Annotated in this window: 8 protein-coding genes; all 8 read left to right on the top strand. The window is 68.3% G+C overall.

All coding sequences use genetic code 11. The features are described 5' to 3' along the window. Positions 1–54: 54 nt before the first annotated feature. The 8 genes from ACIP90_RS06895 to ACIP90_RS06860 all read left to right on the top strand — a co-directional run bounded on the left by ACIP90_RS06895 (position 55) and on the right by ACIP90_RS06860 (position 14,821). A complete protein-coding gene (locus ACIP90_RS06895) occupies positions 55–1,416 on the top strand; it encodes a DUF58 domain-containing protein (protein WP_400577993.1) in 1,362 nt (453 codons plus the stop codon). Further along, a complete protein-coding gene (locus ACIP90_RS06890) occupies positions 1,413–3,914 on the top strand; it encodes a transglutaminase domain-containing protein (protein ID WP_400577991.1) in 2,502 nt (833 codons plus the stop codon). The genes ACIP90_RS06895 and ACIP90_RS06890 overlap by 4 nt, the downstream gene beginning before the upstream one ends. A 247-nt stretch (positions 3,915–4,161) precedes the next feature. Next, positions 4,162–5,271, top strand: a complete 1,110-nt coding sequence (locus tag ACIP90_RS06885) for an RDD family protein (protein ID WP_400577990.1) — start codon at positions 4,162–4,164, stop codon at positions 5,269–5,271. Next, the gene (locus ACIP90_RS06880) at positions 5,268–6,134 is read left to right on the top strand and encodes a PP2C family protein-serine/threonine phosphatase (RefSeq protein ID WP_400577989.1); all 867 of its coding nucleotides are present in this window, start codon (positions 5,268–5,270) and stop codon (positions 6,132–6,134) included. Before ACIP90_RS06885 ends, ACIP90_RS06880 begins: the two co-directional genes overlap by 4 nt. After that, a complete protein-coding gene (locus ACIP90_RS06875; RefSeq protein ID WP_400577987.1) occupies positions 6,131–7,999 on the top strand; it encodes a hypothetical protein in 1,869 nt (622 codons plus the stop codon). The genes ACIP90_RS06880 and ACIP90_RS06875 overlap by 4 nt, the downstream gene beginning before the upstream one ends. Beyond that, positions 7,996–9,606 carry a serine/threonine-protein kinase gene (locus ACIP90_RS06870; protein ID WP_400577985.1) on the top strand — a complete coding sequence of 537 codons (1,611 nt, stop codon included), beginning with the start codon at positions 7,996–7,998 and terminating at the stop codon, positions 9,604–9,606. The genes ACIP90_RS06875 and ACIP90_RS06870 overlap by 4 nt, the downstream gene beginning before the upstream one ends. Before the next feature lie 53 nt (positions 9,607–9,659). Further along, a complete protein-coding gene (locus tag ACIP90_RS06865) occupies positions 9,660–10,364 on the top strand; it encodes a hypothetical protein (RefSeq protein ID WP_400577982.1) in 705 nt (234 codons plus the stop codon). Further along, positions 10,361–14,821 carry an FtsK/SpoIIIE domain-containing protein gene (locus ACIP90_RS06860; RefSeq protein ID WP_400577981.1) on the top strand — a complete coding sequence of 1,487 codons (4,461 nt, stop codon included), beginning with the start codon at positions 10,361–10,363 and terminating at the stop codon, positions 14,819–14,821. The genes ACIP90_RS06865 and ACIP90_RS06860 overlap by 4 nt, the downstream gene beginning before the upstream one ends. Positions 14,822–14,835 lie beyond the last annotated feature (14 nt).

The raw sequence follows: 14,835 nt of genomic DNA, 5'->3' as shown, positions 1-14,835 counted from the left end.
CGCGGGCTTCGGCCCGGAATTTACGTTTCCAGCGCTAACAAAAAGGTTCCATACATGTCCACCGGCTCTCCCTTCACCCGGCTTGCTGGCCGCCTTCACCGGTCATTTTCCGCGGACGGGCCCTTCCGCAACCGCGGACTCCCCACCGGCAGGAACGTGCGGCTCCGCCCGTCGGCGGTATGGACCGAGGCCGCCAACACCGCCGGGCAGGCCATTGCTCCGGCCTGGAACGCCGTCCGCGGCCGCTGGTCATGGCACGTCCAGCCTGTGCTGGGCGTGGTGAGCGTCCTGGGCTGGTCCGTCCTGGGGGCGGCCGTGCTGCTGTGGGCAGCCGGGGAAGCCTACGGCTGGCAGGAGGCCAAAGCCGCTGCCCTTGCGGCGCTGGTGCTGTTCCTCATCGCCGTCGGCTTTATCCTCGGCAGATCCTCCTACGGCGTCCTGCTGGACCTGGCCCGGACCCGGGTTGCGGTGGGGGACGACGCGGTGGGCAGCATCACCGTGTCCAACACCTCGGCGCGTCCGCTGCTGCCCGCAGACCTTGAACTGCCCGTGGGTGCTTCCACGGCTGTCTTCCACCTGCCGCGCATGAAACCGGAGCAGGTGCATGAGGACCTCTTCACCATTCCCACCGCACGCCGTGCGGTGATCGTCGTCGGACCGGTGCGTTCCGTCCGGGCGGATCCGCTGCACCTCCTGCGCCGCCAGGTGCTCTGGACGAAGCCCCAGGACCTGTACGTCCACCCGAAGACAGTGGCACTGGCAGGATCCGCCGCCGGCTTTATCCGTGACCTGGAGGGCATGCCCACCACCGACCTCTCGAGTGCAGACGTCTCATTCCACGCGCTGCGTGACTATGTGCCGGGCGATGACCGGCGCCATATCCACTGGAAGACCACGGCCCGGACCAACAAGCTCATGGTGCGCCAGTTCGAAGAGACCCGCCGCGCCCACCTCGCCATATCGCTGTCCGTCAACACCGATGAGTACGCATCCGAGCACGAATTCGAAATGGCCATCTCCGCCGCCGCGTCCATCGGACGCCAGGCCATCCGTGAACAGCGCGAGCTGGACGTCCTCACCCAATCGGGGCCGCTGCGCTGCGAGACCGGCCGCACCATGCTGGACGGCATGACCCGGATCACCGGCACCCCTCTGCGGAAGACCGCCGTCGACCTCGCCCGGACGCTGGCCGACACCGTCCCCAACGCCTCAGTGGTCTTCTTCGTGGTGGGCAGCCAGGTGACGCCCACGCAGCTGCGCTCAGCGGGTGCTTCGGTGGCACCGGGTGTCCGCAGCCTCGCAGTCCGGGTCGACGCCGGTGCTGCACCTGCCCGCGCGAACATCGGAGACCTCACCGTACTCACCCTCGGTGAACTCTCCGACCTTCCCGCGGTCCTCCGAAAGGCAGCCGCATGAGCCAGGCAACAGGTCTCCGCCCGCGCCGGCAGGCTCCGCCGCCCTCGGCCTTCACCAGCGGCCAGCCGCCGTGGCACTTTGTGCTCGACGCCGGAGCCCTCACCGTGCTGCTGGGGTTGGGGGTCCTGGGCTTCAGCCTCAGCTTCGGCGGTGACCCGTACTACCTGGCCGCCGGGTTCGGAGGAATCCTCCTCGGCCTGGCCATTGCCGCGTGCAACGCGCACTTCCGACTGGGGCTCCTGATCACCACCGCCCTCGCGCTCGGGGCATACCTGATCCTCGGCACCGCGCTCGCCGTGCCAGGCGCGGCTATCGCCGGGGTGATACCGAGCCTTGAATCGTTGCGTACGCTCCTGCTCGGCATCGTGTTCGCATGGAAGGACATGCTCACGGTCGGCGTTCCCGTGGGCACCGCCGGGGGAGTGCTCATCGTCCCCTTCCTCAGCTCGCTCATCGCCGCACTCACTGGCGGAATCCTGGCCTGGCGGACCAGGAACCCCTACTGGCCGTTGCTGCCTGTACTGGCCCTGTTCGTCACCGGCATCGTCTTCAGCACGAACGCGGGATTCCTGACCGTGGAGCGGGGCGTTGGCCTGACCGTGGTGGGCATCGCGTGGGCGACCTTCCGCCGGGACTGCCTGCGGCGAAGCAACACCCTGAAGGTGTCCGTCAACCGTCCACAGCACGACGCCGACACAGCCCGCCGCGCCAGACTGCGGCGGCTGGCCGCCGGGACCGCGGTCATCGCCGCCACTGTCGGCATCACGGCCGCTGTCTCGCCCCTGATCTCCGCGGGGGACGAGCGGCGGGTATTGCGCAACGTCGTCGTGCCGCCGTTCGACCCCAAGGACTACGTCACGCCCCTGGCGAGCTTCCGCAACTTCGTCAAGGACAAGAAGGATGACGCGCTGTTTGCGGTCAGGGGCCTTCCCAAGGACGCACGCGTGCGGCTCGGGGCGCTGGATTCCTTCAACGGGACGAACTACACCATGGATCCCAACGGGTCCGGCAACTTCAGCAAGGTGGGTGACGCCAAATCCATCAACACGCTGGCGGATTCCGCCGGACCGGTCCCGACGAATGAATACACCCTGGACATCACGGTCGAGGACTACCAGGGCTACTTCGTTCCCGGCGGCAGGAAGACCACCGGCCTCAGCTTCGCGCCCGGTTCCTCCACGCCGGCCTCGGGACTGTACTTCAACTCCGGAACGGACACGGCCGTCACCACGCACGGCCTGTCCAGGGGTGACTCGTACAGCGTCCAGGTCTCGGAGCCGGTGAAGCTCGAACACGGGCAGCTGACTCAGTACGACTTCGCCCAGATGACTCTCCCGGACGTCGCGGACATCCCGCCCGTTGTCGGTGCCCAGGCCAACGACCTGACGGCCGACGCCCCCACTGCCGTGGATCAGGTGCGGCAAATCGAAGCCCATTTCCAAAAGAAAGGCGCCTTCAGCAACGGGCTCATCGCCGATGGACAGCTGCCGAGCGTGTCCGGCCACAGTGCTGCCCGCATCCGCGACATGCTGACGGCCAAACAGATGCTTGGCGACGACGAACAGTACGCCGTGGCTATGTCACTCATGCTGCGCCACCTGGGCATCCCGTCCAGGGTGGTCATGGGCTTCTATCCCGATCCGAAGAGCCCCGAAAACGGCGCCGGGGAAATCAAGATCCTGGGCAAGGACGTCCACGCGTGGGTCGAGGTGGCCTTCGACCGTGTCGGCTGGGTGGCCTTCGACCCGACTCCGCCCGAGGACAACGTTCCCATCCCGCCGGACCCCGAAAACAAGTCGAAGCCCAAGCCGCAGGTGCTGCAGCCCCCGCCCCCGCCGCAGGAGCCGGCGGACCTTCCGCCGGACTCCTCTCCGGACGCGCTGGACGCCGATGAGAAGAAGAACAACCCCTGGCTGTTCTGGGGTCCCATCCTCAGCGCGGTCGGCATCGCCATGATCCCGCTTGGAATCCTGGCGCTGCCGCTGCTGCTCATCGCGCTCCTGAAGTCGCGGCGGCGCAAGTCCCGCTTCACCGACGGACACCCTGCGCAGCGCGTGGGCGGCGGATGGAACGAGGTCCTCAGCCTCGCAACCGACATGGGCGCGGCCGTTGACAGCCGCGCCACCCGGAGGGAATCAGCCGCCGTCATCGCCGGGGCTTTTCCCGCCACGGGTACTGCCACCACACTGCTGGCCCACAAGGCGGATGCCTCCATTTTTGGAGCCGGTCAGCCCAGCGAAGAAGAGGTCCGGGAGTACTGGACCATCGTGGACGGCTCGCTCAAGGAAATGACGGCGACGGTCGGCTTCTGGCGACGGCAGCAGGCGCGGTTCTCGCCGCGGTCGCTGCTGGCCGACGCCCGCGCCGCGCTCAGCCGCCGCAGCGCTCCCCGGGCCGGCTTCGTCCGGGGGCTGCGCCTGCCGGCGATGCTGCGCCGCAGCGCACCCAAGGATGGGGGCGCACTCATGGATGGCGGGGGCCGGGCCGATCATGACTGACCCGAAGACTGGCGGCATGAGGCCCGCCCACACGAGGATCTGCGGCCACTGCGGACAGCCGCTCCGTGCCGGGGCGAGCTATTGTGGCGCCTGCGGGGCGGCAACGCAGCCCGTAAGGTTTCCCGGTAGCATCAAGCCCATAGGGCAGGGGGAGCGGCAGGGAGAGCGCCAGGGGGCTCCGAACGGGGAGCGGCAGGGGGAGCGGCAGGGGGAGCGGCAGGGGGAGCTGCAGGGGGAAGGAACGGACATGGGAACGAAACTGGAGCTGGTCCCGGCGGCGCCCGGAAAGCGCCTCGGCGCCGCGGTGCTTGACTGGCTTGCCCCGGCCGTGGTCCTCGTGGTTCTTTTTTCCCTCGGCTTCGCCAGCGTGACAAGTTCCCGCAGCGGCGGCTTCATCGTCTACGACACCGGAACGCTGGCCCTGCTGGGAGGCATCGCGGTGAGCCTGACCCTTATCTATATTGCTGTCCTCGCCAGCCTTGAGGGCCGTTCCGGCAGCACCATTGGCAGCCGGGCCATGGGCATCCGCACTACAGACAAGGACGGGTACGCCCCGGGGACGGGCGCCGTCATCCTGCGCGGAGCTGTCACCGGCGCCGGTGTGCTGCTGGCCGTTGCGGCTGCCCTCGTCGTGGTGATTTTCAAGTGGTTCGATGCCGCCCCGTTGATCCTCGGCCCGCTCGCCCTGGCGGGGGCCGCATGGGCCGTCCTGGTCGTCGTCTCCAACTCCTGGGACAAGGACGGCGGGCTCCAGGGTTGGCAGGACCGGGCCGCCAAAACGCTCGTGTTTGACGTGCATGCCGGACGCAACCCAGTGACGACTGGCGGCATCCAGGGGCCGTACAGCTTCGCCCCGCTGGACCTCCCTCCTGTCCGGCAGGTCACTTCACCCGTAGCCGTGGCGGCCGGCGCCGCACACCGGCCCGGGCCCGGTCAGCCGAACTCCGGCCCGCCGGATGCCGGCCACCCTGACGATGCCCTCGACAGCACGCAGTTGCGCGGTTCCCGGCAGGAGGCACCGCCTGTGGCCGTGCTTCGTATAAGGCTCGACGACGGCCGCGACTTCCGTTTGGAGCGCAGCGTGCTGGTCGGGCGCAATCCCGCCGCCGGTGCCGGAGAGTCCCAGGCACAGCTGCTGGCCGTCCCGGATCCAGGACGGACCATTTCAAAGACGCACCTGCACCTGCTCACCGACGGCGCCGGTGTATGGGTCACCGACCGCAACTCGACCAACGGCAGCGCTATCACCACACCGGACGGCTTACGCACTGCGTTAGTGCCCGGCGTCCCATCATTTGTCAGCCCCGGAACCACCGTTCATTTCGGGGACCGCACCTTCAACGTAGGACAGGCATGAACTCACAGCAGGCGGCGCGCACCGAATCGGCCGGCAGCAAGCCAGCCCTCCACCTGAGCTACGGCTACGGAACGGACCGCGGCCTTCGCCGCGAGCTCAACGAGGACTCCTTCATTGCGTCCGACCCTGTATTCGCCGTCGCGGACGGAATGGGAGGCCATGAGGCCGGCGAAGTCGCCAGCGGCATGTGCGTGCGTGCCCTGGCAACACTTCCGCAGCTGGCCACCGGAGAGCGGACAGCCACAGCCTCTGTGGTGCAGCAGTACCTTGCCATCGCGGACGACTCCATCCGCACCGCCACAGGATCCCGGGCGGGCACCACGCTGACCGGCGTGGTGGTGGTGGAACAGATGGGCATCCCGTACTGGCTTGTCATGAACATCGGTGACTCCCGGACATACCGGCTGAGCCAGGGCAGGCTCGAGCAGGTCAGCGTGGACCATTCGGAAGTACAGGAGATGGTGGACACCGGAGAAATTACCGCGGAACAGGCCACCGTCCATCCCCGCCGCCATGTCGTCACCCGGGCGCTGGGCACGGGCGACGAGACGGAAGCTGACTACTGGCTGCTTCCCATCGAGGAGGGCGACCGCATCATGGTCTGCTCCGACGGCCTCAACGGCGAACTCACGGACGACCAGATGCTTGACATCCTCGCCACGTTCCCGGACCCCCAGGAAGCCGTGGACCAGCTGATCCAAGCTGCGCTGAGGAGCGGCGGCCGCGACAACGTTACGGTGATTGTCGTCGATGCCCGGAATGTCCTGAACGAGGACGGCGTCTCCACCACACCGAGGACCGCGGCCGAAGCGGAGGACGAGGACACGCTGCCGCGCCACCCGGGAAACGGGGAAAGTGAATGACCGCAGCTAGTTACGCTCCGGGCAGCTGGTTCGGGATCCTCCGGTCGGGGACGGCAGTTATTTTGGGCCCGGAGTCGGAACCTGCCCTCGTCCGGAAAGTCTGGGGCCTGCTGCAAGGCCAGCCGGAGGTACACGAGGTACTGCACGCGGTGACGGGCGGTCTGGGGGCGCCGCTGTCCCGCTGTCCCCAGTTCGGCATCATCGGCTTCCGCGAGTCACTGCGGGTCTTCCTCCGCGGCGACCTCGACCTGACGGTTCACCTGGAGGGCGGCATGGTGGCGCTCGACGGCCGAAATGTCACCACATGGACGGAGCGGTGGCTGGACTCTCCGGAGTGGTTCAGCCTGACCATCCCCGGCGCGCCAGGGGGTCAGGCGGGCCTTCGGTCATCCACGGCCCCTGAGCTGCCCGCCCTCGAACTGCCAGTTGGCGAGGGCGTGTTCCTTCTCCAGGCCCTGCGGCTCGCCATGGCCGGGGACGGAACAGGAGCCGGTGGCGGTGCCGGAGCCGCGGCAGTGACGTTGGCGGCGGTGGAAGCGTCGTCGGAAACCATGGCGGCACTGCCGGTGGCAACCGTCGAAGCGGCCGCAGGCCCGGAACCGGCCGTGGCCGGCGAGGCGGTGTCTGATGAGACGTCCTACCAGGCGGTGTCTGATGAGACGGTGTCCGGGCAGGCAGAGTCTGATGAGACGGTGTCTGATGAGACCGTATTCGATCAGACGCGCGTGGATGCTGTGGTGCCGGACGAGCCGCAGCCGGACGAGCTGGCGTTGGAAGAGGACGGCAGATCCGCGGAGGTGCTCCAGCCGGCCAGAGAACTCACCGGTTCATACGACCATCTGTGGGACAAGACCGTGGTGCGCAGCATCGAGGGTGCCGCTGTGCGGACCGGTGAAGGCGCTGATGAAGACCTTCCGGAGGCTGCAGCCGCATCACACGGTGCTCCTCACATTCCCGATGCCGCTGAGGCTCCGGATGCGGGTGCCCCGGAAACCGGGCCAGACGAAATCCTGCCACCGGAAAGCCCGTCAGCGGAAACCCAGTCACCGGAGACCCAGTCACCGGAGACCCAGTCACCGGAGATCCAGTCACCCCCTACCAAGTACCCGGAGGCCGGCCCGGCGGGAAACGCCGCGGCGGGAGGGCTGATCGATTCCGTGCCGTGGGCCACCCGCAGCGACAGCGGGCAGCGTCCGCCTGCGCCGCCGTCGTTCACCCCAATGTCCGCCCGCCCCGAAACGGCCGCGGACAAGCTGCAGCCCGAACCGGTCCATCCGGAGGCGCCGGCAACTCCCGCCGACGGCGACCACGACGGCCAGACGGTTCTCAAGAGTGAGCTCAGGGCTGCGTCCGCCCAGCCACAAACCGCGTCGGGGGCAGCGCCGGGCGGCGGTCCGCTGGGCGCCGGTCCGCTGGTTCTGGCCAGGGTGTGCGCGGCAGGCCACGCGAACCCGCCCACCAACGGGCAGTGTTCCACATGCGGTGCGCCGCTTCCCGACGTCGGTGTGCAGGTGCCCCGTCCCCGGTTGGGGCAGGTGCGGCTCTCCACCGGTGAAGTGATCGGACTCGATGAGTCACTTGTCATTGGCCGGCAGCCGTCCGTTTCCAGGGTGCAGGGCGGTGCCATGCCGCGGCTGGTCCAGGTGGCCAGCCCCGGCGGCGACATCTCACGGTCCCACATCGAGGTCCGGCTCGAGGGCTGGCATGTGATGCTGTGCGACCTCAAGGCGACCAACGGCACTGTGCTGGTCCGCGAGGGCCAGCCGCCGCGTCGCCTGGCCCAGAATGAAATGGCGATCGTCCTGGACGGGGACATCGCAGAACTTGGCGACGACGTCTCGTTGCGTTTTGAGGAGATTCTTTGAGTTCCAAGCGGCCGCCAGCCCCGCCGCCCTACATCCCCGGTTTCACGTACGTCAGCCTGCTCGGATCGGGCGGGTTCTCCGACGTCTACCTTTATGAACAGGACCGTCCACGCCGCAAGGTGGCCGTGAAGGTCCTGCTGTCCGGCCTCAAGACGGAGGGCGCCCGGCGCAGGTTCGAGTCCGAGGCCAACCTCATGGCCCAGCTGTCCTCGCACCCTTTCATCGTGACCATCTTCGAAGCCGAGGTCACCGAGGACGGGCACTCCTACCTCGCCATGGAATACTGTTCGCGGCCCAGCCTGGACGTCCGGTACCGGCGGCAGCGCTTCAGCGTCGACGAGGTCCTGGCCATCGGCATCCAGGTGGCCTCCGCCGTCGAGACCGCCCACCGGGCCGGCATTGCGCACCGCGACATCAAGCCCGCCAATATCCTGGTCACCGACTACAACCGTCCCGCGCTGACGGACTTCGGCATCTCCGGCACGCTCGGCGGTGACGCGGACGAAGATGCGGGGATGTCCATACCGTGGTCCCCGCCCGAACAGTTCCGCGACGGAAACGTCGACGGCGTCCTGGTGGATGTGTGGGCGCTCGGCGCAACCCTGTACACGCTGCTGGCCGGACGGTCCCCGTTTGTCCTGCCCGGCGCGGACAACTCCCAGCGCGAACTGATCTCGCGGATCACCAGCATGCCCCTGCCGCGCCTGGGCAGGGCTGACGTGCCCGAATCGCTTGAGCTCGCACTGGCAACGGCGATGGCAAAATCAGCGACGTCCCGCTATTCGTCGGCCCACGCCTTCGCCCTCGCACTGCAGCGCATCCAGGCGGAGCTGAACCTCTCGGTCACACCGTTCGAAGTCCTGGAGGAGCGCCACCCGGAGGACGACCACTCCGACGATGGCGTGGAGGAGACCCGGGTCCGCAACGTTGCCTCCATCGACCCCGAGAAAACCGGGAGCGGCCCGACCTTTCCGTCACGGACCTGGCCCCTGGCCGGCGTGACGCCGCTGAATGGGATGCCGCAGGGGCAGCAGGCCCCGGCTCCGGCGCCACAGGCGGTCCCACAGACCGCAGGGTTTCCGCCTGCGGAACCGGACCAGGGCGACTGGGCGGGTGCCACTGTCCTCCGGAGCAGCCGGACCCGGCAGGCAGAAGGACCGGAAGACCCGGAATCCACGGAGGACCACGGGAAACGGAACCTCTGGCTGGCCATCGCAGGCGGAACGCTCCTGGCGCTGGCCAGTGTGGTGGGCATCATTGTCGCGTCAGCCACCCCACCGCCCCAGGCCCTGCCGAGTGAGCAGCCCAGCAAGCCGCCGGCCGACGCCCTGGACGACGGCTCCGTGCCGGACGTCGCCAAGCTCACGGGCAGTGCCAGGGCCGGCGGCAAGGTGCGGTTCACCTGGACCAACCCGCAGCCGAAACAGGGTGACATGTACAAGTGGCGGATCAAGACCGTCAAAGGCGGCGGGAACTACCTGTCAACCGCCACGCGGAGCGTCGACGTCAGCGCCAATCCCGGTGAACCCACATGTGTGCAGGTGATCATCGTGCGCAATGACGGCTCGGCATCGCCGGCGGGTGAGGACTCCATTGCGTGCGTCTGACGCCGGGCCCCCGGCTACCACAGCCTGAACAGCTAATGAGGAGACACGGAAAAATGGGAGATCTTGCGGTGGATTTCTGCGGGGAGTGGTACGAGCCATCGGACGACGACGTCTTCAGCATCGGCCGTGAAGGGGACCTGGAGGTGGACGACAACCCGTACCTCCACCGCCGCTTTCTCGAGATTGCCAGGTACGACGGCATCTGGTGGCTCAGCAACGTCGGCAGCATGCTCTCGGCCACGGTGGCCGACGCCTCCGGCGGCATGCAGGCCTGGCTGTCGCCGGGCGCCCGGTTGCCCCTGGTCTTCAGCCACACCAACATCATCTTTACGGCCGGTCCCACCACCTACGAATTCAGCGTCCACGTGAAAACGCCCGCGTTCCGGCAGGAGACCCGCGGGGATGACACGGCCGGCGACACGACCATCGGCCCGGTGGTGTTCACTGACTCCCAGAAGGCACTCATCGTCGCGCTCGCCGAGCCCATGCTGCGCAGGGAAGGCATCGGATTCAGCGCCATACCGTCGTCCGCGGCCGCCGCCAAGACCCTTGGCTGGGCACTCACCCGGTTCAACCGGAAGCTGGACAACGTGTGCGACAAGCTGGACCGCGTCGGCGTGGCCGGCCTCAGGGGAGGGGGCGGCAAACTGGCCACCAACCGGCGTGCCCGCCTTGTGGAGCACGCCGTTACCTCGCACCTGGTAACCCCCGCTGACCTGTACCTGATTGAAAAGATGAGAGGGGTCGACGAAGGATGAAAATCCGCCTGACGCTGCGCCGTGATCCCGCCGAAGCCAAAGACCTCGCCGTCACCGTGGATGGTCTGGCCACAGTGGCCGACATCGCGAGGGAACTCTGGACCGCCGACCCGGGGCGGCGGAACGACCCGGCCCCGCCGAACCTCTCCCTCCGCATCGACGAGGCGTTCGTGGCCGGCGGCATGCGCGGCCTGGTGCTTAACCGCGGGGACCACCTGCTGGAATCGGGACTGCGGCCCGGATCAGTGGTATCCCTGACGCAGGTCAGCGACCAGTTCGGTATCCCGGGGGCCGGCGGCCAGGGGGCCGGCCGCGGCCCCGCCGCCGCCACCCTCCGCGTACTGTCCGGACCCGACGTCGGGCGCGAGTTTTCGTTGCCGTCGGGCGCCAGTTACATCGGCCGGGACCGGGACGCCGATATCCGGCTCACGGACCCTCTCACCTCGAAGCGGCACGCACGCATCAGCGTGGGCGAGAGCGTCGAGATCGTCGACACGAACTCTGCCAACGGACTGCAGATGGGCGGGCTGCCCATCACCCGGGCCACGCTCAGCTCCTCGGACACGGTGACGCTCGGGGACACAGAGATTACTGTGGTGCCGCTGGCCCGCAGCGGCGCGGCAGCACCGACGTCGCCCCTGGTGGATTTCAACCGTTCGCCGCGGGTGGTGCCCCGGTTCGCACCCGCGCGGCGGATCCCGCCGGCCGGACCAAAACGTCCGGACCACCACGCGTTCCCCTACATCATGCTGATTGCCCCGCTGATGATGGGGGCCGTCCTGTTCGCCGTGACGCAGAGCCTGCTCTCGATGCTTTTCGTGCTGATGATGCCGCTGTTCGTCGTCGGGCACTACGTGGACCAGAAACTGCAGAGCCAGCGGGAACGTAAGGAACAGCTCAAGGAGTACCGGGAGTCCATGGCCGCGTTCCGGCAGGAGCTCACCGCCCTGCAGCAGGTGGAGCGGGCGGTCCGGCTGCAGGAGGCCCCGTCGGTCAGCGACACCGTGGACTCGATTTACAAGCTCGGCCCGCTGCTCTGGACCCACCGTCCTGAGCACCCGGGCTTCCTCGGCCTTCGCTTCGGGCTGGGGACGGCTCCGTCGCGGATCCCGCTCGAGGAACCGAACACCGCGGAGACCGAGGCGGAGTTCCGGCTCGAAATCCAGGAATGCCTCCAGCAGTTCCGGGAGATTGAGGGCGTTCCCGTGGTGTCGCAGCTGCGCTCCTCCGGTGCGTTCGGCCTGGCCGGGCCCCGGGGACTGGTGGACGATGTGGCACGCGGCATGGTGCTGCAGCTGGTGGGCCTCCATTCGCCCGCCGAGGTTGCCGTGGCGGCCATCACCTCCACCCGTTCGCGGGAACGCTGGAACTGGCTGCAGTGGCTTCCGCACGTCGGCTCGAGCCACAGCCCGCTCCCCGGCGACCATCTGGCCACGGGCTCGGCCAGCGGGGCGAGCCTGCTGGCACGCCTCGAGGATCTGGTGGAATCCCGCGAAGCCGCGCTGCAGTCGCAGGGCCCCGCCCTCCGGCCGGGCATCCACGGCGACGACGGCGATGTTCCCGCCCCGGTGTTGCCCTCTGTCCTGGTCATCATCGAGGACGACGCCCCCGTGGACCGTGGACGGCTCACCCGCCTGGTGGAGCGCGGGCCCGACGCCGGCGTGCACGTTCTGTGGGTGGCCACCGGCGTCGAGGCCATTCCGGCCGCATGCCGCGACTTCATGGAGGTCGACGGCGAACACGGCACCACCACCGGGCAGGTGAGGCTGGGGCGCCATACCTACCCCGTCAGCTGCGAGAGCCTCGATGCCGACCTCGCCGCCCAGCTGGCCCGCATGCTTTCGCCCGTGGTCGACGCCGGGAAACCCCTTGAGGACGACTCCAACCTGCCACGGGCCGTGTCGTACGCGGCGCTGATCGGCAAGGACTTCCTGGATAACCCCGACGCCGTGGTTGAACGCTGGCAGGAGAACAACTCCGTCCGGTCCACCGCCGTCGCGAACCGCAAGGACAACGGATCACTGCGCGCCCTCGTGGGATCCAAGGGCGTCGAGCCGCTGTACCTGGACCTCAAGAACGAAGGGCCGCATGCGCTCGTGGGCGGCACCACCGGTGCAGGTAAGTCCGAGTTCCTGCAGTCCTGGGTACTGGGCATGGCCACTGCCTACAGCCCGGACCGGGTCAGTTTCCTGTTCGTGGACTACAAGGGCGGTGCCGCCTTTGCCGACTGCCTGCACCTGCCGCACACCGTGGGCCTGGTCACCGACCTTTCCCCGCACCTGGTGCGCCGGGCGTTGACATCGCTCCGGGCTGAGCTCCACTACCGCGAACGCCTGCTCAACAGGAAGAAGGCGAAGGACCTGCTGGCCCTGCAGCGCGACGCCGATCCGGACGCGCCGCCGTACCTGGTGATTGTGGTGGACGAGTTCGCTGCCCTGGCCACCGAGGTGCCGGAGTTCGTGGACGGAGTGGTTGACGTCGCCGCCAGGGGCCGGTCGCTCGGGCTGCACCTGATCCTCGCGACGCAGCGCCCGGCCGGTGTCATCAAGGAGAGCCTGCGCGCCAACACCAACCTCCGCGTGGCGCTGCGCATGGCCGATGAGGACGACGCCACGGACATACTGGGGGTACCGGACGCCGCCTACTTCGATCCCTCCATTCCGGGGCGCGGCGCGGCGAAGACCGGTCCGGGCCGGATCCAGGGCTTCCAGACCGGCTATGCCGGCGGCTGGACCACGGAACGGCCGCAGCGCCCGCAGATCGACATCGTGGAGATGGCCTTTGGTTCCGGCCCCGCCTGGGAAACCCCGGCGCCGGAGACAGCCCTCAGGGAAGAATCCGCAGGGCCCAATGACATAGCCCGGATGACGGCCAACGTCATCCGCGCCGCGGACATGCTGGCCATCGAACCGCCACGCAAGCCGTGGCTGAACGAGCTGGCCATGACCTACGACTTCTCGCTGCTGCCCAACCCGCGCACCGACGAGCGGCTCCTGCTGGGCGTCGCCGACGATCCTGCCCGCCAGGACCAGCCCACGGTCTTCTACGAGCCGGACCGGGACGGCAACATGGCCATTTACGGCACGGGCGGCTCGGGCAAGTCGGCGGCCCTGCGGGGCATCGCCATCGCGGCTGCCGTGACGCCGCGCGGCGGGCCCGTGCACGTGTACGGCATCGACAGCGGTTCTGCGGGCCTGACGATGCTCGAGGAACTCCCTCACGTGGGCGAGATCATCGACGGCGATGACGCCGAGCGGGTGGGCCGTCTCCTGCGCTGGCTTCGCGACCTCGCCGAGGACCGTGCCTCCCGCTTCGCCGAAGTCCGGGCATCCACGATCGTGGAATACCGGAAGCTGGCCGGCATGCCGGATGAGAAGCGCATCTTCGTGCTCGTGGACGGTATGTCCGCATTCCGGGAGGCCTACGAATACACGCGGCTGTCCGGGCTGTGGGACATCTTCCTGCAGCTGGCCACCGACGGCCGTCCCCTGGGCATCCATCTCGTTGTTGCCGGTGACCGGCCCAACTCCGTCCCGCCGTCGTTGCTTGCCTCCATCCAGCGGCGGCTGGTGCTGCGGCTGTCCTCAGAGGACGACTACATGAGCATGGACGTCCCGAAGGACGTTCTCGGCAAGGCCTCGCCTCCCGGTCGCGGCCTTCTCGGCAACCACGAAGTACAGCTGGCCGTTCTGGGCGGCAACTCCAACCTTGCGCTGCAGGCCCGCGAGGTCCATAAGCTCAGCGAGGCCATGCTTCGCCAGGGCGTGGAGCCGGCCCCGCGGATCGAACGGCTGCCGGAGCAGGTGGACCTGGATATCCTGCCCGCCGGGCGGGCGGACCAGCCCGTGGTCGGCGTCGACGACGAGACGCTTCAGCCCGCGGTCCTCCTGGCCAAGGGCCCGCTGCTGCTTGCCGGGCCGCCGGGCTCCGGGCGGACCGTGGCGCTCGTGACGCTTGCCTATGCGGTGCGGCGTTCAAACCCCGACACGGAGCTCGTATACATCGCCTCGCGAAGATCCGCGGTGGCATCACTGCCGGTCTGGAACCGTTCGCTGGTGGGGGCCGACGACGTCGAGGAGGCGGTCGAGGCACTGACCGACCACTCCTCGGCCAACCCGGGGAAGCTGGCCATCTTCATCGAGGGACTTACGGAGTTCACGGGCACCCTCGCCGAATCGGGCGTGGAGCGGCTCGTCACGGCTTCGATCAAGGCCGATCAATGGGTGGTGGGTGAATCCGAGACCTCCACCTGGTCCTCGGCATGGTCGCTGGCCCAGCCCTTCAAGTCCGGACGGCGCGGACTCCTGATTAACCCGGGTGACATTGACGGCGACAGCCTGCTCAACACATCGCTGGGGCGGGTCAGCTCAGACTTCATTCCCGGCAGGGGCTACATCGTGGGCAGGGGCAAGGTGCGCAAGCTTCAGATCGCACTGCCACCGGAAAACCGGCAGTGAGTGATTTGTTTGTC

The sequence above is a fragment of the Arthrobacter sp. NPDC093139 genome, assembly GCF_044754165.1.
Taxonomy (GTDB): domain Bacteria; phylum Actinomycetota; class Actinomycetes; order Actinomycetales; family Micrococcaceae; genus Arthrobacter.
Note: the sequence above shows the minus strand (reverse complement) of the source record. Positions and strands in the feature narration are given on the sequence as shown.

What these genes read in the sequence shown, in the direction of transcription:
- ACIP90_RS06895 (WP_400577993.1), top strand. Translation starts at nt 55, where the DNA reads ATGTCCACCGGCTCTCCCTTCACCCGGCTTGCTGGCCGCCTTCACCGG.
- ACIP90_RS06890 (WP_400577991.1), top strand. Translation starts at nt 1,413, where the DNA reads ATGAGCCAGGCAACAGGTCTCCGCCCGCGCCGGCAGGCTCCGCCGCCC.
- ACIP90_RS06885 (WP_400577990.1), top strand. Translation starts at nt 4,162, where the DNA reads ATGGGAACGAAACTGGAGCTGGTCCCGGCGGCGCCCGGAAAGCGCCTC.
- ACIP90_RS06880 (WP_400577989.1), top strand. Translation starts at nt 5,268, where the DNA reads ATGAACTCACAGCAGGCGGCGCGCACCGAATCGGCCGGCAGCAAGCCA.
- ACIP90_RS06875 (WP_400577987.1), top strand. Translation starts at nt 6,131, where the DNA reads ATGACCGCAGCTAGTTACGCTCCGGGCAGCTGGTTCGGGATCCTCCGG.
- ACIP90_RS06865 (WP_400577982.1), top strand. Translation starts at nt 9,660, where the DNA reads ATGGGAGATCTTGCGGTGGATTTCTGCGGGGAGTGGTACGAGCCATCG.
- ACIP90_RS06860 (WP_400577981.1), top strand. Translation starts at nt 10,361, where the DNA reads ATGAAAATCCGCCTGACGCTGCGCCGTGATCCCGCCGAAGCCAAAGAC.